The organism is Empedobacter sp. UBA5036 (genome assembly GCF_002415215.1).
GTDB classification, from domain to species: Bacteria; Bacteroidota; Bacteroidia; order Flavobacteriales; family Weeksellaceae; genus Empedobacter; species Empedobacter falsenii_B.
In genome coordinates this window covers 58,846-77,591 of the sequence record NZ_DICC01000058.1, presented here as the reverse complement: position 1 = coordinate 77,591, position 18,746 = coordinate 58,846, and the positions used below count along the sequence as shown (strand labels likewise).

The following is an 18,746-nucleotide window of genomic DNA, read 5'->3' as shown; positions in this document are numbered from 1 at the left end:
TTAATGATAGATATTATTCAGTATATATATTTGTGGTATCGATTTCAAACTAAGTATTAAACTTTGATGCTTTGTTTTCTAAACCTATGAAGACACCATAAAAGTATCTTAAAAGTTACATTTTTCGACGTGTGAGTCAAAAAATTTTACAACAAGAAGCTACTGCAAAGTAGCTTTTTTTTATCTTTATCCCCATGAAAAATGTACAATTAGGAAATACAGATTTAGAAATAAAACCAATTTTTTTCGGAGGAAATGTTTTTGGTTGGACATTGAATGAAGAAGAATCTTTTCGAATTTTAGATGGATTTTTGGACAGAGGATTTAATGCGGTAGACACTGCAAATAACTATTCGTATTGGGTGGAAGGTAATGTTGGAACAGAATCTGAACGAATTATCGGAAACTGGTTAAAATCGAGAGGAATCAGAGATCAAATCGTTTTGGCAACGAAAGTTGGTGGACGAAATATGATTCAAGATAAGCCAAATACTACAAAAGTTCATATCTTAAAAGAAGTAGAAGAATCACTTATCCGTTTACAAACAGATTATATTGACTTATATCAAACTCATTATGATGATGTAAATACACCTGTAGAAGAAACTTTATCCGCTTATAATCAATTGATAAAAGAAGGAAAAGTGAGATTTATAGGAGCTTCTAATTTTTCTTCGGAGCGATTGACTGAATCGTTGGATAAATCAGAACTTTATAATTTACCGCAATACAAAACCTTGCAACCTGAATATAATTTATATGATCGTCAGCATTTTGAAGAATTTTTGCAACCTGTTGCAGAGAAATATAATTTAGCTGTTATCCCTTATTACAGTTTAGCGAGTGGTTTTTTATCAGGTAAATATAAAACTGAAGAAGATTTACAACAAAGTTTGCGCGGTAATGGAATCAAAAAGTATTTGAATGAAAGAGGATTCAAAATTTTGGACGCTTTACAAACTATTTCTACACGATATAATATTTCTTATTCGGCAGTTGCATTGGCTTGGTTAATGGATCAGAAAACTGTTGTAGCTCCCATTGCGAGTGCAACTAAGGAACAACATCTTGATGCTTTTGTAGAAGCTGTAAATGTGCAATTATCTCATGATGATGTTAAACTTTTGACTGAAGCAAGTGAATATTAGAATGGAAAATTTACAAATGAAACCCAAATTAACTCCAATCATTTTATGGATAATGATTATTGGGAGCGGTTTGGTTGTGGCAAATAATTATTACAATCAGCCATTATTGTCATTAATCGCTAAAGATTTTAATGTTTCCGAAAGTAAAGTTTCTAATATTGCAATGTTAACACAAATTGGATACGCTTGTGGATTGTTGTTTATTATTCCTTTAGGAGATTTACTGAAACGAAAACGAATGATCTTAATCGATTTTGTTTTTATAATAGTAGCTCTTTTGGGAATGTATTTTGCACCATCTGTAAGTTGGCTTTTTCCATTAAGTTTTCTAATCGGTTTCACCTCAGTTATTCCGCAAGTTTTTGTGCCAATGGCGGCTGAATTAGCTGAACCTCAAAAAAAAGCGCAAGCTGTCGGAATGGTTATGAGTGGTTTGCTTGTTGGTATTCTACTTTCTCGCGTTTTTAGTGGCTTTATTGGTGAATATTTAGGATGGCGAGAAGTTTATATGATAGGCGCAATTTTAATGTTTGTTCTATGGATTTTTATCTATATATTTTTACCAGAAATACAACCAAATTTCAAAGGAACTTATGGTAATTTGATGAAATCGATTGTCGATTTAGTAAAAAATCAACCGCAATTAAGATTAGCTTCTTTTCGAGGAGCTACAGGTTTTGCAGCATTTAGTGCATTTTGGACAACATTGGTTTTTCACTTAGAAGAAGCACCATTTTTTGTCGGAAGCGATGTTGCTGGTGCTTTTGGATTAATTGGAGCAGTAGGAGCATTAGCTGCTGCATTAGTTGGTAGAGTTTCAAAAGTTCTGTCAACATCAAAAATTATCTTTTATTCCATCATTACTATGCTAATTTCTTGGGGATTTTTCTATGAATTTGGCTATACATATTGGGGATTAATTGTTGGTGTAATTTTGATCGATTTAGGTTTACAGGCAATGCATGTTTCTAATCAAACCATTATTTTTGGATTAGATGCCAAAACAGGAAATCGAGTGAATACAGTTTACATGACAAGCTATTTTATTGGTGGATCTTTAGGAACATTTATTGCAGCAAATGCGTGGGATAAATTTCAATGGAATGGAGTGGTTGCTGTTGGCGTTTTTTTTACTTTAATCTGTTTGATTTCTCATATTTTATTCAATAAAAATAATAAGTGATGAAAGATTTTTCTTATGAAATAACATATAAAACAGCGAGAAGTAGCGGTGCAGGAGGGCAAAATGTAAACAAGGTTGAAACGATGGTTTTAGCAAAATGGAACGTTGAAGTTTCCCAATTTTTTTCTGATGAAGAAAAAGCATTAATCACAGAAAAGCTAAAAAATAAGATTAATTCAGAAGGATTTTTACAAATCAATTCGCAAGAATCTCGCTCTCAATTGGACAATAAAGAATCTGCAACAAAGAAAATGTTAGAATTAGTTGAAAAAGCATTGATTATTCCAAAGTTTAGAAAAAAGACTAAACCTACTAAAGCTTCTCAACAAAAAAGACTGAATCAAAAGAAACAACAAGCTGAGAAAAAAGACGGTCGTAGATTTAAATTTTAGAACAATTAAATTCGATCAACTAAAAAAAATAATAAACTACATTGTATTGCTATAATCATTACTATTTTAAAAATAAAAGACTTTTTTCTTATTTTATGACGATAAATCTGCATTGACATAAGAGAACCAATTGTTCCACCAATCAAAGTCACAAAACAAAGTGCTAATTCAGATACACGTCTTTTACCAATAATTGAGTTTTTTTTATCTATTTTAAATAAAAAAAAAGAGAGAACGTTGATAAGGAGTAGAGTAAAAAATAAATATTTATCCATTCAGTGTGTGATTAAGTAGTAAAAATACTTATAATTAAGTAGATAAAAAATATTTTTTTAGAAATCTGTGTTGTTTATCTTTGTACTTCAAAATCATAAAAAATCTTCAAAAAAATAAATTGTAAAATTTTAATTATAAAATAATTATGCAAGATTTAAAAGGGAAAAATGCTTTAGTCACAGGAGGTAGTAGAGGTTTAGGAAAAGCTGTTGCTTTGGCATTGGCTAAAGAAGGTGTTAATGTAGCTGTGACAGGACGAAATACAAAGACATTAGAAGAAACTGTAGAAGAGATCAAAAGTTTTGGAGTAAAAGCGGATTATTCGATTTTTAATGTAGTCGAAAAAGTTGAAGTGAAAATGCAACTTGAACGATTAATTGAGAGTTTTGGAGCGTTTGATATTTTGATTAATAATGCCGGTATTGCGGCTTTCGGAAGTTTTTTGGAAATGCCAGAAAATGATTGGGAAGAGATTGTGCGTACGAATTTATTTGGACCATATTATGTTTCTAAAGCAGTAATTCCTTCGATGGTAGAGTTAGGAAGTGGTGATATTATCAATGTATCTTCAACAGCAGGATTAAAAGGAAACGCAGTAACTTCTGCTTATTCAGCTTCAAAAGCGGGATTGATAGGTTTATCAGAATCATTAATGTTTGAATTGAGAAAGAAAAACATTCGTGTTACGACTTTAACTCCAAGTACAATTGCATCTGAGATGTCAAAAGATGTGTTGAAAATCACAGACGGGAATCCAGAAAAAGTGCTTCAGCCAGAAGATTTTGCTCAATTAATTGTCGATTTATTAAAATTAGATAAACGCGCAATGCTGGCATCAGCTTCTTTGTGGTCTACAAATCCTTAAGAATAATTGATTCATTCATTATATTTTAATTCCAATTTCATTTAGAAATTGGATTTTTTTTGAAAAAATATTTTGCAGAATCATTTTTTATATTAACTTTGAATTACAAAGTACTTTTAATATGAGCACAAATAATCCTGTAGAAAGTTTAAACGAAATCAAATCAATGATGCAACGCACATCAAAATTCACAAGTATTAGTGGATGGAGTGGTGTTTGGGTTGGAGTAGTGGGAATGATTTCTGCTTTTATCGCTTATGTTTTAATTTTACAAGATGCACTTCAAGTAAATTATAGAGGAACATTGACACCTATTTTAATGAAAAATTTAGAAATTAAATTATTCATTTTAGGAATTATAACCTTAATGGTTGCATGTATTGGAGGTTTCTTTTTTATGACCAGAAAATCGACAAAAGATGGCATTAAATTTATAAATCCAGTTACAAAACGAATATTGCGTAAATTTCTTTTTGTTTTAATCGTTGGAGGAATAGTAAGTTTGATTTTTATCAATAATTTTAGTTTTGCTTATGTAGCTCCAGCAACGCTTTTGTTTTACGGCTTAGCTTTGTATACGGTAGAACGTGACACAATTGTAGAAATAAAATATTTGGCAATGTGCGAAATATTTTTAGGGTTATTGGCTTTCTATTTTATTTTCAATGGTTTATTGTTTTGGTTTATCGGTTTCGGGCTTTTACATCTAATTTTTGGGATTTGGATGGTACGAAAATATGATTACAAAGCTTAAATTTGCAACATGGATTTTAATCTTAATAAATTAAACAAAGTCTTTGATAATCGTATTCGTGTGGGAATTATGAGTGCTTTGGTCATGAATGAAGAAATTTCTTTTAAGGATTTGAAAGACTTTTTAGATTTGACTGATGGTAACTTGGCTTCGCACTTAAAAAACCTAGAAGAAAACGATTATATTACTGTACACAAAGGATTTATAGGTCGAAAAACGAATACAACTTATTCGATAACAGCACTTGGAAAACAAGCTTTTCAGGAGCATTTGAACTATCTTGAAAAATTAATAAAGAATATAAAATAATTTTTTTTGCATTTAAACTTTGAAAAACAAAGTACTTTTTAAAATAAATAATAAAATTCAAACTTATGGAAAACAATGATTTAGAAAATGAATATCAACCTGAAAATGAATCAGTTTATTCACAAAACAAAACAATGATAAAAGGATTTTTGGTATGCCTTTTAGTTTTAGGACTTTTAATTCCGATTCCGTTCATTTTAAATTTAATTGAAGAACGACAAGGAAACAAGGAAAAAGTAATTACCGAAATTTCAGATAAATGGAGTGGGAAACAGACGATTTATGGTCCTTTTATCGAGGTTACTTACATGGAAAATGTAAATGATGGACAAGGAAAAATTGTGAAGCAACAAGTGAAAAAGTATATTTCTGCTAATGATTTAAATATCAATGGAACGATTGATACGCAGTTAAAAAGTCGTAGTATTTATGAAGCAGTAGTTTACAATTCTAAGCTAAATATCAATTCGAAATTTAAAAATTATTCGGATATGCTTGCAGAAATGGAAGTAAACGCAGAAAATATAGTTTCGACTAAAATTGTTTTTGGTATTTCCGATTCTAAAGGATATGAGAACAAAGTAATTGTACAATCTAACGACAAAAATTATCCGCTGAATATGGATAATTCGACTAGTACAATTACTATTCAACCAGAAGTTAGAGTAGAAAATGGAGAATATCAGGAACAAGCGAGTGCCACTAAAAAAGTGATGCCTGTGCAAATGATGTCTCAAAAAATAGATCCTTCTACATTCGATTTTAATCAAGTTTCAATCAATTTGGTGATGAAAGGTTCGCAAATGTTGAATATCATTCCATCGGCGATTAATACAAAAGTTGATTTGACTACAAATTGGAAAGATTTGAAATATGATGGGAATTTTTTACCTAATTCTGATCCCGAAACAAAGAATGGAAAAACCAATGTAAAATGGTCTATTTATCAACAAAATCCTTTGCAAGGACAGATTTGGCAAGACGCTTCTAACTTTTCTGATTATAGTTTTGGCGTTAATTTCTTACAGATGAACGATCATTATGACAAAACATATCGTTCGACAAAATATGCGATTCTGTTCATTGGATTAACATTTGTGGCATTTTTCTTTATCGAAAGTCGAAATAATTTTAATATTCACTTGGTACAATATGCGTTAGTTGGATTTGCAATCTGTGTCAATTTTGTGTTATTGTTATCGTTGTCAGAATATTTAGGATTTGATATTGCTTACTTTATTTCATCTGGTGCAACTATTTTATTGATTACATTTTTCGTCAATTCTTTCCTAAAATCCTTTGGATTAACATTCAAAATTACATTAATGTTAATTTTATTATACACATTTATTTACAGTGTTTTACAACTCAAAGAACACGCGTTATTAGTAGGAAGTATAGGGTTATTTATTATTGTTGCAATCTTAATGTACTATTCAAAAAACATCGAATGGAACAGAACAAAATAACATTTGCACACTTATTTTTTGGGATTTTTGTCATCGGTCTTGTACTGATGGCAATTTCCTTTACGGAGTTAATTGGTAAAAATGAAAAACTTATTCTTTCAGTGAGTATTTATTTAATTGCTATTTCAGTTATTTTACTTGGAATATTTACTTTTTTGAAAATTAGTAATTTAGAAGATGTTCTTAGAAAATCAGGATTGAAAAATACAGAAGAATTATTTGCTTATACAAATTTATTTTGGTGTATAATGTTGATTACAACTAATCTAGATAACTATATAATGCATGATTTTAGAGAATTTGAGTTTTCAGAAATCACAAATATGATTGTATTTGTCGGGATTTTTTTAGTGAATATAATAGTTGGAATTTTATGTTTCCAAATTGATTTTTCTGTACCAATTATTTACTTCAAATCAAACCTAGGTTTCTTAGATTTTGTTTGGATAATTATAATTACAACATTTATTATTGTATTTGGAATAGTTTTATTTCTGTTAATAAAAGAATATTTTCCTCTTACTGCAATAAGTTTTACTTTTTTTAATTTAATCTTAATCAATGTTTTATCTGGTAAATTAAAATACACAACATGGATAGCTTCTTATTAATCATGATAATTAATTATTTTATAAGTTCTTATTTTGATTGGATATGTAATTTTTAGGCAAATTAAACAATATTCTCATTTAAAATATGCAAAATATTTTGCTATAATTTATTCATTATTTTTAATAGATTTTATTTTATCTGTTGTTTTAATACTATTTTTTAGTTTGATTATAATACTTTTCGCCGTTTTCGCATATCCTTCAATATCAATTTGTTTTATGATGTTTAATATTTATCTCATAAATATTATCGCAAAAATTTTAAAATTAAGAGCTTAATAATTTTCTATTATGAATGTTTACTTCGGAATTATCATCTTATTTATTTTAGTAACGAGCATTATATTTTTGATTATTATAGGTTACATTATTTACGGTGTTGTAAAAAAATATTTTAATAAGAAAACAGCTAATTATTCTATTATTTTTTATGTTTTAGCGATTGTTTATATTTCAATCAACCTATTTTATGAATGATTTGATTTATTCTACTATGAAATTAGTTATCCAGATCGTCACAAAGGAAAAAAAACTGTTTGGAATTATGAGAATAAGCATTCTTATAATAGACAATATTTTCAGCCCAATGGAGAAGATTCTGCGCCAACGAACCGAATTATCTCTTTAGATAAAATTTCAAATGAGTTGAGATTTGATGATATAGATGATTAAAACATTCATAATATATAAAGTTTAAATTTTGATAAATATAAAAATTGTTATTCAAATCTGTCGAATTTATAAATTGGCTGTGTGATTATCGAATAATTCTACTAAGTTTAAGGCTTCAAAATGCAATTGTAGTAATTTGCGAACCGTTTTTTAAAACAGATAGAATTATTAAATATATGAAAAGTAAAAAGTTAACCAATGTATTAACGCTTGGATTTGCGTTGTTTGCGATGTTTTTTGGCGCAGGAAATCTTCTTTTACCTCCTTTGATTGGATTAGAAGTGGGCTCAAATTATTTCGTTGCGATGATTGCATTTGGATTAACTGGTATTTTATTGCCATTTACGGGGATTTTATCTGTTGTTTTTTCGGGTGATAATTTTAATGATTTAGGACATCGTGTGAACAAGCATTTGGCGGCTATTTTAGGTACAATTATTATGATTTGTATCGGACCTTTAATTGCGATTCCACGTACTGCAGCAACAACATTCGAAGTGGGATTAAAACCATTTTTTCCATCATTAGATCCGATGTGGGGCTCATTATTATTTTTTACAGTAACACTTATTTTAGCGATTCGTCCTTCTAAAGTTGTCGATGTTATTGGAAATTATTTGACTCCGGTATTATTGATTTTATTAACCTTACTAATTGGAATTGGAATTATATACCCAACTGCAGACTTTTTACCTTCAGACTTAACAATGATGCAATCTTTTTCGAAAGGTTTTATAGAAGGTTATCAAACATTAGATGTATTGGCATCTGTTATTTTTGCTGGAATTATCATTGCTGCAGCGCGAGATAAAGGATATACAGATACAAAAAGTAAATCACAAATTGTAATCGTTTCAGGTTTATTGTCTACGACGTGTTTATTGTTTGTTTATGGTGGATTGATTTATTTGGGCGCAACTTCTGGGATTACAACTCCAGAAATTTCTCGTGCCGAATTATTAATCGAAATTTCTCGAAATACATTAGGACAATATGGAGTAATTGCAATTGCGTTATGTATGGCATTTGCTTGTCTTACCACAGCAATCGCATTAACATCTGCGGTAGGTACATTTTTCGGACGTTTAACAAACGGAAAAGTAAGTTATACAGTTTTAGTGGTTTTATGTACAGTGATTTCGTTTGGTTTATCGATAAAAGGAGTAGACGAAATTATCAATTTTGCATATCCGCCTTTGGCTTTCGTTTATCCAATTACAATCACGTTAGTTATTTATATTGTGTTGTTTGGGAAAACGATTAAAAGTAAAACGCCTTATATTTTTGCATTAATAGCGTCTACAATTATTGCTATTTTTGGTTTATTAAAATTGTTAGGAAAGTTAGATGAATCGACAATAGAAAATCTGAATAAAATTCCATTTTTCGAATACGATTTAGGTTGGATTGCACCTTCGATTATCGGTTTTGTAATAGGTTTATTAGTTGATAGATTAAGAAAATAAAAAATCCTCGGAAAATTATTCCGAGGATTTTAACCAATCAAAACTACTATAAAAACACTAATTGAATAATGATAATGTCTATCTTTTATTCTTTTACAAATTTCTTAAAGTTTTGACTTTAAATCTATTATTCTTAAATGATTTCTTTTATGTCTAGATAGAATTAATTTATAACTATTTATTTATGATGGTTATAGAGAATTTCAATCAGATGATTTAAGATAAGTTTATGAATTTTTCGTATTTTGAAAAATCAAATAAATAATCTAAAAAAATGATCGAAAATTGTTCGCGTTGTAACGAAACAATGGAGTGTAAGGTAGATGATATTTCGAATTGTGCTTGTACTACAATTGTTATAAAAGATGAAGTAAAAGAGTTTTTGAAGAAAACGCATTACAAATGTTTGTGTAATTCTTGTATAGAAAAACTGAATTATTTTGTAGAATTAGATCAAGAATATCCACATCCAACAATGCCTTCGGAGTTTGTTCCTCATATACATTATTATATCGAAAACGGGTATTGGGTTTTTACAGAATTTTTCCATTATCAGAAAGGAAAATGTTGCCAAAATGGTTGCAGACATTGTGCTTATGGTTATAAGAAATAAAAAATGGTTCAACTTGCATTGAACCACTAACCAACCTAAAAATACTATAAAAAAACTCTATTTGATTAAGGATATTCTTCTTCAGAAAATCAACTTCATTATCCTTAACAACTATGAATAAATTATTTATAGTACAAAGGTAGGTAGATTTCTTAATTTGATAAATAAATTTACATTTATTTTTTTATACTCAAATAGATAGGATTTATATTAATGTTAAGAAAATATTAAATTTACCTATTTATGAATATTTGCTAAAAAATCAATACTATATTTCCGAATGTTGTAATTCTAAGAAAAATATTGCATTATTTTTTTTGAAATTTTTTCAGCAGTTGTTTTATCTCCAGTTTCTTCCAAAGTTGTTACATAATCGTCTAAGAAACTTTTGATTTCTTGTTGATTAGAACCTTCAAAATTAGCTAAATAATCTTCGAAATCGATATTACCTAAAACACGATCAAAGTAAGTTTTGGCTTCATCATATTTTTTTAAACTCACCAATAAAGGCGCAATACTATGACTAATATAGAACTCGTTTACAGCAGCTTGTTCAGTATTTTCTTCTTTTTTGAAATGTGCAGAATTTAAGTAACTATTATAAGCTTCCACAGCTTTTTCATTTTCACCTAAAACCTCATAACAACGTGCTTTAAAGAATTTAATTTCGTAAAATTCGTCTTCATTCAGTTTATTGAAAAATGTAATACTTTCTTTGGGATTTGAATAAAATTTTCGGTATCCAATAATAAAATCTTCTACAAATTCTGTATCCGTTTGTTCAATAGCGAAATTCAATAAGCTTTGAGATTGTTCTTCTGTTAATTGTCCAATAAAAGCTTCCCAATAATTCACCAAAGTATTGAAATCATACGCCAAATCTTCCACAAAAATTTGTGCAGCAATTCGTAGAAATTTATCACCCAATTGATCGATTATTTCATGGTCTTCATCAGAAAAATCAGTTGAATTATACAATAGATTTTCGATAATTTCTGACGCCTTATCTTCTGAATAATCATTATTTAATTGTTTCAAAGCATTGCTAACATTGAATTCCATTTGTGTAAATTTTAAATTAAAAATCAACACAAAGGTAACTGATTTACTGCAAAAAAAACTTGATAATTTCAAAAGTTAATCGTCAATTCTAATGAGAATTTAATGAATAGTTTTTTTGAGAAAGTAGAATTTTAGTTATCTTGTGGTAGTTTTTATTAGTTTATTTAAAATAAACGTTTTATGTTACGAATCTATTCGATAGTACTAATTATATGTGGTTTTTGTTTTACAAAAGCTCAAAATTTGAATGTTGGCGCTCAGTTTCCGATTAATAAAATTGAAAATATCAATCAATCTTCAAACTTTAAAATTATTGTATTTACGCCAAGTTTATACAAAACGAATCCGTATGCGAGCATGATGACAACTTCGCTGAATTATTATTTTGTGAAGAATTTGGCATTTTCGTCTCAAAATCCACCAAAAATTGATGTGATTTATATTGTAAATGAAGATAATAAATGGAGTAAAGAACCGCAGCAAACGTTTGCTTTTAATGAAACGACTAATCAAAATAAGTTGGATGGAACGAAGGTAATTTATGATGAAGTTGGAAAAATTTACAATGCAATAGGGTTGAAACCTTTTAAGCAAAATTCAATTTCGAGTATAATTCCAACGTCAAATTCTAACAATGTTTTAGTAGAAAGTTCGATTCTTTTTCTAGTGGATCAAAACAATAAAATTTTGATGCGAGATAATGATTATCGTGCGCAAGGCGAACATCTGAAACCTTTGGAAAGATTGATTAAAAGAACGTCTAAAATCGATAACATAGAAGTAAATATCACAGAAAATAAAACCTTGAAGGTTGGTGATAAAGCACCAGATTTTATTTTGAATGGACCGAATTATAAGACTAATTCGACAGATAAATTTTTGAATGATAAATCGACTTTTAAAGTTTTAACGTTTTATCCTGCGGCGTTTAGTGGACAAATTTTGCCTGATTTTACGTCAATTGATACGAAAGCAGCAATGACTTGTGCTGCTCAAATTCAATTAATCGATCATAATCCATTGTTACAAAATGTAAAAAATTACGCAGTTTCTAGTTCTACAAATCCGTTGTTAGAATTATGGAAATCAGCTTTGCGAACAAATAATATTACGTATTTGAATGATGAGAATTATGCAATTTCGTTGATGTATAATTCTTATAATCGTTTAGGTTACAATAATAGAGCAACTTATGTGATTGATAAAAATGGAATTATTGTGTATGCAAATCCAGATTTGACGTTTGAAGATGAAGCAAAATTTCCAACTATTTTAGAAAAAATCATTCTGAATAGTAAATAAATTATGAATCAAATTGTGTAATATCTTCAAATTTAGCCTCAATCAAATTTCTTAAATCTTCGGGGTTTAGAATAATTTGTAAACCTCTTTTTCCTGCACTAATACAAATCTGATCTTGCAAAACAGCCAGTTCTTCTATGTAAGTAGGAAATTGCTTTTTCATTCCGATAGGTGAGCAACCACCACGAATATAACCTGTAACATTCAGCAAATCTTTCAAAGGAAGCATTTCGCAGTTTTTATTACCAGAAATTTTCGCAAATTTTTTCATATCAAGATGTGTGTTTGCAGGAATTACGGCAACTAAAAATGGTTCTATATTTCCTTTCAAAACCAAAGTTTTATAAATTCCTTCCGGATTTACGTTCAATGAATTTGCAACATGCAAAGCATCAATATGTTCTTCATCAACTTCATATTCGCGCAATTCGTACGAAATATTGTGTGTGTCTAAAATTCGTACTACATTTGTTTTAGCAGTTTTATTGCTCATTCTATAATAATTTACACAAAGTTATTACGAAAAACTTTTATAAAGGTTTTTCTATAGAATTATTGTCTAAGATAATTTTTTGAACGAAAATTTCTATTCTCAAAACTATTCTTACCTTTGCATTATAAATGAAGTTTTTGCAACACATATTACGTTTACCGTTTTTTAGCACTTATTATCGTACAATATTTGCTCGGGTAGACTATGTGTATACTTCGTATTAATTTTGTACGTCAAAAATTTAATCATAATCTACAAGCCCGAGCAGTTTTGCTCGGGCTTTTTTTATTTAAAAAAAATCATGGAAAATTTAAAAAGTTTAAAGGAAAATGTAGCTATTTTTTTACCAGAAAATGGATTGGAAGAAAAATTAAAATTAGCTGAAAAAGAAAATCGACCATTACGAATCAAATTAGGTTTTGATCCTACCGCACCAGATTTACATCTTGGTCACGCCGTTGTATTGAAGAAATTGAAAGAATTTCAAGATTTGGGACATCAAATAGTTATTTTGGTTGGGAGTTTTACAGCTCAGATTGGAGATCCAACAGGAAAAAATAAAAGTCGTCAACCGCTGAATGCAGAACAAGTTCAGAACAATGCGGAAACCTACATTAATCAATTGTCAAAAATTATTGATGTGAATAAGGCTGAAATTGTGTTTAATTCAGACTGGTTAGATCATTTACCTTTTTCGGATATTATTCAGTTGTTGTCAAAAGTTACGGTTGCACAACTGATGCATCGAAATGATTTTAATAAACGCTTCACCGAAAATACGCCGATTGCAATGCATGAGTTGGTTTACCCGATTTTACAAGCATACGATTCTGTTCAGATAAGTGCTGATATCGAAATGGGAGGAACGGATCAATTATTTAATTGTACAATGGGACGACAATTGCAAGAAACCAATGGAGAAGCTGCTCAGATTGTAATGTGTATGCCACTTTTGAGAGGAACCGATGGAAAAGAAAAGATGAGTAAATCGTTGAATAATATTATTGGTTTGACGGATGAACCAAATGAAATGTTTGGGAAAACAATGTCTATTCCAGATGATTTATTAGAAGAATATATTGCGTTAGCAACGGATTTTTCTATTGAAGAAAAAATGAATTTGAATGAGCGATTAAAAACAGATAATCCAATGTTAATTAAGAAATTAGTTGCAAAAAATATTATTATTCAATACCATTCTGTAAATGAAGCTGAACAAGCAGAAGAATTTTTTAACAATCAATTTCAGAAAAGAAATGATGAAAATAGAGTTTTCGAAGTTGTTAAAATTAGTTCTTTAAACTTTGAGAATGATAATATTACATTGTTAGATGTTTGTCATCAATTAAAGAAAGATTTATCGAGAAATGCAATCAGACGTTTGATAGAAAGCGGTGCAGTACAAATTAATGGAGAGAAAAAAATGGATGCTTTTGATGATTTTGAATTAAAAACCGAAACTAAAATTAAAATAGGAAAACGAGATTTCTTCGAGTTGAAGTAATAGTGAAAAGATGATTTACTATTTAGTAAATCATCTTTTTTATCTCCTATTTTCTTAATCTTGAAAAATTTGATCAAAATTTTTATATTTCTTTTTTAAGCGTTGTTTCGCTTTTTTGACTGAATCAGCCGAAATTCCTAAGATTTGCGAAATTTCTAAATTGTTCAAGCCTAATTTTAACAAATAAATAGTTCTCAAATTAGATTCGGTTAAAGATGGAAAATTTTGAGAAAGATATTTTACAAAATCGTTTTGTTCATGAGCAAAAATATTTTTGAAATTTCCCCAACTTTCGTCTGTCATTAAATGCGAATCTAAGAGATTAACTAATTCATTATATTGTTTTTCTTTGTTTATGGTACTTGAATTGGAAATAGAATTGATTTCATTTTTTAATGTAACTATTTGTTTATTCTTTTCAGACAAATAAGTTTTATAAGATTCTAAAGTTTGAGCGGTTTTATTTAATTTATTTTCAGACTTAAGTTTTTCATTTTGAATAGATAATATTTTATTATCGTATGTGGAATTTTGTATTTTTATTTTTCTACGATAAGAAATTATTACCACTAAAATGATGATGATTAATAGAAAAGAAATAAGAAATAATGCATTTTTTAGGATGGTTGTTTTCTCTTGTTCTGCTTTTTCTGCTTCAAATTTAAAGTTGAAATTATCTTGTTGAATTTTCCAATTAATTTCATTAATCACATTTTGACCATCTGTTTTTTGCAACTCTAATTCCAATTCATCCAATTTTCTTCGGCTAATTAACTCCTCATTGATATTATTGTTTTTTACAGCAATTTCTAATAAGATTTTATAAATGTCATATTCAAAACTGTTCAAATAAATTTTCTGAGAAGCATATTCTTTTGCTTCATTCAAAATTATTTTAGCATCATCAATTCGATTTAATTCCAAGTACAATTTTCCCAATTGAATATTAGCATACATTAAATTTCGAGCGTTTTTTAATTTTTTAGAAATTTCAATATCTTTTTTCAAATTATCAATCGCTAAATCGTACTGTTTGTTGAGAATATTTATAGAGGCAATATCACCTAAAGCTTTTGCATATCGAATTTCGTCCTTATTTTGAATTGCATATTCTTTTGTTAATTCGAAGTAATTATTTGCTTTATTAATATTATTTTTATTCATAAAAACATGACCAATCGCATTCAGAATTGTACCATATTCATTATCATTTTTCTCCGTATATTTTAATGCCAACAAAAGATATTTCTCACTTTTATCATACTCTTTAACGTTCATAAAGTAAAATGCGTTTTTTTTGTAAACATCACTTTTAGACAAAATTTTCTCATCTTCTGTCAAGTCGATAAGTTTCGAAGCTTCCATAAAATATGGATAAGCATTTTGATATTGACTGAAATTATAAAAATAGAATCCGAATTGTGTATTCACCCAAATCTGAATGTTCGAATCTAATTTTTTAGCCTTTTTTAATGCGGAATTATATAATGATTCGCTTTTTACATTTAACTTATCATAGTTTTGAGCATAAATATTTGCTAATAATACTTGATAAATAATTTGATTTTTTTGTTTAAAATTAGAAGTCGATTGACGATTAATTTCATTAAAATTAAGTTGCAATTGTAACGAATCTTCAACATCTCTATTTTGAAATATGATTTTTTCTAATGCAATTTGATCATCATATACAGTATGAAATGATTCAAATGATGAGAATAAAAGTATTAGGTTTAGTAAAAAAGTAAAAAATATAGAGGACTTGAGCATATTTTTTTTCAAATATAATTTTAATATTTAGTTTATTTTAGATAATCTTAAAATATTTTATCCTTTTTTTGTAAAGGATAAATAATTGAAAATGAATTAAATGTAATTTGTCCCCTCAATTGTCCCCCCTGAAAATATAATTTTTTTTGATTTATAATCTATTTTTGAATTATGTATTTCGAAAGATTACTAATCTATCATCAAACTATTAATTAAAAACTAAACGCTCTCAACTACTTAAACCTATTTATAAATCCAATTATCAAATTTATCTCCTCTATAATGTATATTATGGGGGAATTTTTTTTAAATTTTTTCTTTGTAATTTAGTTTCATATTTTAATTAGAAAAGAACGGATGAGAAAAATAAATTACTCGGTGTTGGATTTGGCTTATGTAAGAGAAGGAGATACATTAAATCAAACGTTCAAAAACACGTTAGATAACGCAAAATTTGTCGACGAAATAGGGTATAGTCGTTATTGGCTATCCGAACATCATAATATGCAAAATGTTGCGAGTGCGGCAACTTCTTTATTAATAGGTTATGTAGCAAATGGAACTTCAAGAATTAAAGTTGGTTCGGGAGGAATCATGTTACCTAATCATACTGCTTTATCAGTTGCAGAACAGTTTGGAACATTAGATGGACTTTATCCAAATCGTATTGATTTAGGTTTAGGTCGTGCGCCAGGAACAGATCAATTAACGGCTTCAATTTTACGTCGTGGTGATAATTTTATGAATTACGATTTTGAAGCTGAAATCAAAAATCTACAAAACTATTTTAGTTTAGATAATAAAGAAAGTAAAGTGCGTGCGATTCCTGGAGAAGGAGCAAATGTGCCGATTTATATTTTGGGATCAAGTACAGATTCGGCTTTTTTGGCGGCTAAATTAGGTTTACCTTATGCATTTGCGGGGCATTTTGCGCCACAACAATTTTATAATGCGGTAGAGATTTATCGTTCTCAATTTCAACCTTCAGAATTTTTGCAAGAACCTTATACGATTGCTTGTGTCAATGTAATTGCGGCGAATACAGACGAAGAAGCGCATTATTTATCGATGTCGATGTACCAAGGATTTTTGAATATTATTACCGATAAACGCCAACCAATTGTTCCACCCGAAAAAACACAATTAGAATTGGCTTCGCCTGAGCAAAAATATATGCTAAAAGGAATGACAGCTTTGTCTTTTATTGGAAGTAAAGGTGCTTTGGCGCAGAGTTTAGATGAATTTATTTTTGAATCTAAAATTGATGAAATTATGGTTTCTACGAATGTTTTTGATCAAAAAGCAAAACGAAAATCGTATCAAATTGTAAGTGAATTATTTCGTTAAATGAAATCAAAGAAATCAATCTCAAAGTTCAAGTATTATTCAATGTTTGTTGATCAATTCAAAGATCAATTGACGATTGTTTTGATGCTAAATCTTGTTTTATTTTTTATTGCAAACCATTGGAGTTATCTTGTTCCTGAAGAATTTTTGTTTGTAAGTCACAAAGATATTTTTGGCTTATTTAGAGAACAATTTGTGCTGAATGAATTTTTTGAGGTATTGGCTTATACTTTTTTGGGCGCTTTATTTATCCATTTCGGAACATATAAAATGAATAAAATCTGGATTTTTAGGCTTAATGCGTTGCTTTTAGTAATTGTTTCCACTTATTTTTGGACAATTCCTTTGCTGCAAAGTGCTGAGATTGTTTTACAAAAAGGTCATCCTTATTTTATTGCGGCGATTATTGGTCAAATTCTTTTGTATTTGATTGTCGGAAACGAATTTTTAGGTTCAATCAAAAATAAAAGAAAACAACCCAAAATCAATCATTCTTAGTTATATTTGCCAAAACTTAATTTTTACAAAAATCAAACTATGTACTCATTTGATAAATTTCACGAATTAATTGCCGAAACAATCGATAAAAATCCATTTTCTAAAAATCCAGAAGAATTATACGAACCGATGGATTATATTTTGAATATTGGTGGTAAAAGAATTCGTCCAATTTTGACTTTATTGGGAACTGATTTGTTTGATGGTGAAGTTGAAAAAGCGTTGAAACCTTCGTTAGCGATTGAGTTTTTTCATAATTTTTCGTTGATGCACGACGATATTATGGACAATGCTTCATTAAGAAGAAGTAAACCAACAGTTCACGAAAAATTTGGATTAAATACAGCGATTCTTTCTGGTGATGCGATGTTGGTAAAAGCATATCAATATTTAGAAGATTTAGAACCAGAATTATTTAAACGTTCGACAAGATTATTTTCTAAAACTGCTTTAGAAGTTTGTGAAGGACAGCAATTGGATGTGAATTATGAAACAAAATTGAATGTTTCATACGAAGATTACATCAAAATGATTTCTCTAAAAACGAGTGTTTTACTTGGTTGTGCTTTGAAATTAGGCGCAATGATTGGAAATGCTTCGGAGGAGGATTCAGATAAATTGTACCAATATGGTTTGAATTTAGGAATCGCGTATCAATTGAAAGATGATTATTTGGATGTTTTTGGTAGCCTTGAACATTTAGGTAAAAAACACGCTGGAGATATTTTCGAGAATAAGAAAACGATTCTTTACATTTCTGCTTTAGAAGCGGCAAACGAAGAAGAAAAAGAGGAATTATTATATTGGTATAGCTCAAATACAGATAATATCGATAAGGTATATGCGGTAGAAAAATTATTCAGAAAACTGAATGTTAACCGTAAACTTTCAACGTTAATTAGAGAATATACGAATAAAGCGCACAGCTATTTGGATCAAATTGATGTTCCAGAAGAACGTAAATCTTATTTGAGAGAGTTAAGCGAAGTTTTAATTGATCGACAAGGATAAA

Annotated in this window: 19 protein-coding genes; 15 read left to right on the top strand and 4 right to left on the bottom strand. The window is 28.9% G+C overall.

From position 1 onward, the window contains the following. Positions 1-194 precede the first annotated feature (194 nt). Genes B4J88_RS11000 through arfB form a run of 3 tightly spaced genes read left to right on the top strand, consistent with a single transcriptional unit; the run spans position 195 to position 2,723 of the window. Entirely contained in the window at positions 195-1,148 is a 954-nt protein-coding gene (locus B4J88_RS11000; RefSeq protein WP_125349277.1) for an aldo/keto reductase, read from the top strand. A gap of 16 nt (positions 1,149-1,164) precedes the next feature. Next, the gene (locus B4J88_RS10995; RefSeq protein WP_291067667.1) at positions 1,165-2,331 is read left to right on the top strand and encodes an MFS transporter; all 1,167 of its coding nucleotides are present in this window, start codon (positions 1,165-1,167) and stop codon (positions 2,329-2,331) included. After that, a complete protein-coding gene (gene arfB, locus B4J88_RS10990) occupies positions 2,331-2,723 on the top strand; it encodes an alternative ribosome rescue aminoacyl-tRNA hydrolase ArfB (RefSeq protein ID WP_219034336.1) in 393 nt (130 codons plus the stop codon). The genes B4J88_RS10995 and arfB overlap by 1 nt, the downstream gene beginning before the upstream one ends. Positions 2,724-2,728: 5 nt before the next feature. On the opposite strand, the gene B4J88_RS10985 is transcribed toward arfB, so the two are convergent. Next, positions 2,729-2,998, bottom strand: a complete 270-nt coding sequence (locus B4J88_RS10985) for a DUF1294 domain-containing protein (protein ID WP_038331235.1) — start codon at positions 2,996-2,998, stop codon at positions 2,729-2,731. Positions 2,999-3,144: 146 nt separating this feature from the next. On the opposite strand from B4J88_RS10985, the gene B4J88_RS10980 reads away from it, so the two are divergent. The 7 genes from B4J88_RS10980 to B4J88_RS10950 all read left to right on the top strand — a co-directional run bounded on the left by B4J88_RS10980 (position 3,145) and on the right by B4J88_RS10950 (position 9,758). Next, on the top strand, positions 3,145-3,864 hold the full coding sequence (locus tag B4J88_RS10980; protein ID WP_038331245.1) for a 3-ketoacyl-ACP reductase: 720 nt from the start codon (positions 3,145-3,147) through the stop codon (positions 3,862-3,864). A gap of 121 nt (positions 3,865-3,985) precedes the next feature. After that, a complete protein-coding gene (locus B4J88_RS10975) occupies positions 3,986-4,618 on the top strand; it encodes a hypothetical protein (protein WP_038331248.1) in 633 nt (210 codons plus the stop codon). 9 nt (positions 4,619-4,627) lie between these two features. Then, positions 4,628-4,927, top strand: a complete 300-nt coding sequence (locus B4J88_RS10970; RefSeq protein ID WP_038331250.1) for a winged helix-turn-helix domain-containing protein — start codon at positions 4,628-4,630, stop codon at positions 4,925-4,927. A gap of 65 nt (positions 4,928-4,992) precedes the next feature. Further along, on the top strand, positions 4,993-6,396 hold the full coding sequence (creD, locus tag B4J88_RS10965; protein ID WP_052217502.1) for a cell envelope integrity protein CreD: 1,404 nt from the start codon (positions 4,993-4,995) through the stop codon (positions 6,394-6,396). After that, positions 6,378-7,007: a hypothetical protein gene (locus B4J88_RS10960; protein ID WP_291067666.1), complete on the top strand. Its 630-nt coding sequence runs from the start codon at positions 6,378-6,380 to the stop codon at positions 7,005-7,007. Before creD ends, B4J88_RS10960 begins: the two co-directional genes overlap by 19 nt. Before the next feature lie 848 nt (positions 7,008-7,855). Then, entirely contained in the window at positions 7,856-9,145 is a 1,290-nt protein-coding gene (gene brnQ / locus B4J88_RS10955) for a branched-chain amino acid transport system II carrier protein (protein ID WP_291067665.1), read from the top strand. A gap of 274 nt (positions 9,146-9,419) precedes the next feature. After that, complete coding sequence (locus tag B4J88_RS10950) at positions 9,420-9,758, top strand: cysteine-rich CWC family protein (RefSeq protein ID WP_125349285.1); 339 nt, start codon at positions 9,420-9,422, stop codon at positions 9,756-9,758. Between the two features lie 291 nt (positions 9,759-10,049). Here B4J88_RS10950 and B4J88_RS10945 read toward each other — a convergent pair whose 3' ends face one another. Beyond that, positions 10,050-10,820 (bottom strand): hypothetical protein, encoded by a 771-nt coding sequence (locus B4J88_RS10945; RefSeq protein ID WP_125349286.1) that lies wholly within the window; start codon positions 10,818-10,820, stop codon positions 10,050-10,052. 180 nt (positions 10,821-11,000) lie between these two features. Here B4J88_RS10945 and B4J88_RS10940 point away from each other — a divergent pair, with 180 nt between their 5' ends. Beyond that, positions 11,001-12,122 (top strand): redoxin domain-containing protein, encoded by a 1,122-nt coding sequence (locus B4J88_RS10940; protein WP_038331384.1) that lies wholly within the window; start codon positions 11,001-11,003, stop codon positions 12,120-12,122. A 1-nt stretch (position 12,123) separates the two neighbouring features. Here the strand turns inward: B4J88_RS10940 and ybaK are convergent, their stop codons facing one another. After that, a complete protein-coding gene (ybaK, locus tag B4J88_RS10935) occupies positions 12,124-12,615 on the bottom strand; it encodes a Cys-tRNA(Pro) deacylase (protein WP_125349287.1) in 492 nt (163 codons plus the stop codon). Between the two features lie 301 nt (positions 12,616-12,916). Between ybaK and tyrS the strand changes: the two genes are divergently transcribed. Beyond that, a complete protein-coding gene (gene tyrS, locus B4J88_RS10930) occupies positions 12,917-14,119 on the top strand; it encodes a tyrosine--tRNA ligase (RefSeq protein ID WP_125349288.1) in 1,203 nt (400 codons plus the stop codon). A gap of 54 nt (positions 14,120-14,173) precedes the next feature. On the opposite strand, the gene B4J88_RS10925 is transcribed toward tyrS, so the two are convergent. Further along, positions 14,174-15,742 (bottom strand): transcriptional regulator, encoded by a 1,569-nt coding sequence (locus B4J88_RS10925; RefSeq protein WP_291067664.1) that lies wholly within the window; start codon positions 15,740-15,742, stop codon positions 14,174-14,176. Positions 15,743-16,246: 504 nt separating this feature from the next. Here B4J88_RS10925 and B4J88_RS10920 point away from each other — a divergent pair. The 3 genes from B4J88_RS10920 to B4J88_RS10910 are packed head-to-tail and all read left to right on the top strand — an operon-like array spanning position 16,247 to position 18,745. Continuing rightward, positions 16,247-17,236 carry an LLM class flavin-dependent oxidoreductase gene (locus tag B4J88_RS10920; protein WP_291067663.1) on the top strand — a complete coding sequence of 330 codons (990 nt, stop codon included), beginning with the start codon at positions 16,247-16,249 and terminating at the stop codon, positions 17,234-17,236. Then, positions 17,237-17,734 carry a hypothetical protein gene (locus tag B4J88_RS10915; protein ID WP_115001000.1) on the top strand — a complete coding sequence of 166 codons (498 nt, stop codon included), beginning with the start codon at positions 17,237-17,239 and terminating at the stop codon, positions 17,732-17,734. It begins immediately after the preceding gene. 39 nt (positions 17,735-17,773) lie between these two features. Continuing rightward, positions 17,774-18,745 (top strand): polyprenyl synthetase family protein, encoded by a 972-nt coding sequence (locus B4J88_RS10910; RefSeq protein ID WP_115000998.1) that lies wholly within the window; start codon positions 17,774-17,776, stop codon positions 18,743-18,745. Position 18,746 lies beyond the last annotated feature (1 nt).

Bases quoted from the DNA above. Each gene is read 5' to 3' on its own strand.
- B4J88_RS10920 (WP_291067663.1), top strand. From the start codon at position 16,247: ATGAGAAAAATAAATTACTCGGTGTTGGATTTGGCTTATGTAAGAGAA.
- arfB (WP_219034336.1), top strand. From the start codon at position 2,331: ATGAAAGATTTTTCTTATGAAATAACATATAAAACAGCGAGAAGTAGC.
- creD (WP_052217502.1), top strand. From the start codon at position 4,993: ATGGAAAACAATGATTTAGAAAATGAATATCAACCTGAAAATGAATCA.
- B4J88_RS10960 (WP_291067666.1), top strand. From the start codon at position 6,378: ATGGAACAGAACAAAATAACATTTGCACACTTATTTTTTGGGATTTTT.
- B4J88_RS10950 (WP_125349285.1), top strand. From the start codon at position 9,420: ATGATCGAAAATTGTTCGCGTTGTAACGAAACAATGGAGTGTAAGGTA.
- tyrS (WP_125349288.1), top strand. From the start codon at position 12,917: ATGGAAAATTTAAAAAGTTTAAAGGAAAATGTAGCTATTTTTTTACCA.
- B4J88_RS10975 (WP_038331248.1), top strand. From the start codon at position 3,986: ATGAGCACAAATAATCCTGTAGAAAGTTTAAACGAAATCAAATCAATG.
- B4J88_RS10940 (WP_038331384.1), top strand. From the start codon at position 11,001: ATGTTACGAATCTATTCGATAGTACTAATTATATGTGGTTTTTGTTTT.
- B4J88_RS10985 (WP_038331235.1), bottom strand. From the start codon at position 2,998: ATGGATAAATATTTATTTTTTACTCTACTCCTTATCAACGTTCTCTCT.
- B4J88_RS10910 (WP_115000998.1), top strand. From the start codon at position 17,774: ATGTACTCATTTGATAAATTTCACGAATTAATTGCCGAAACAATCGAT.
- B4J88_RS10915 (WP_115001000.1), top strand. From the start codon at position 17,237: ATGAAATCAAAGAAATCAATCTCAAAGTTCAAGTATTATTCAATGTTT.
- B4J88_RS10995 (WP_291067667.1), top strand. From the start codon at position 1,165: ATGAAACCCAAATTAACTCCAATCATTTTATGGATAATGATTATTGGG.
- B4J88_RS10945 (WP_125349286.1), bottom strand. From the start codon at position 10,820: ATGGAATTCAATGTTAGCAATGCTTTGAAACAATTAAATAATGATTAT.
- B4J88_RS10980 (WP_038331245.1), top strand. From the start codon at position 3,145: ATGCAAGATTTAAAAGGGAAAAATGCTTTAGTCACAGGAGGTAGTAGA.
- brnQ (WP_291067665.1), top strand. From the start codon at position 7,856: ATGAAAAGTAAAAAGTTAACCAATGTATTAACGCTTGGATTTGCGTTG.
- B4J88_RS11000 (WP_125349277.1), top strand. From the start codon at position 195: ATGAAAAATGTACAATTAGGAAATACAGATTTAGAAATAAAACCAATT.
- B4J88_RS10970 (WP_038331250.1), top strand. From the start codon at position 4,628: ATGGATTTTAATCTTAATAAATTAAACAAAGTCTTTGATAATCGTATT.
- ybaK (WP_125349287.1), bottom strand. From the start codon at position 12,615: ATGAGCAATAAAACTGCTAAAACAAATGTAGTACGAATTTTAGACACA.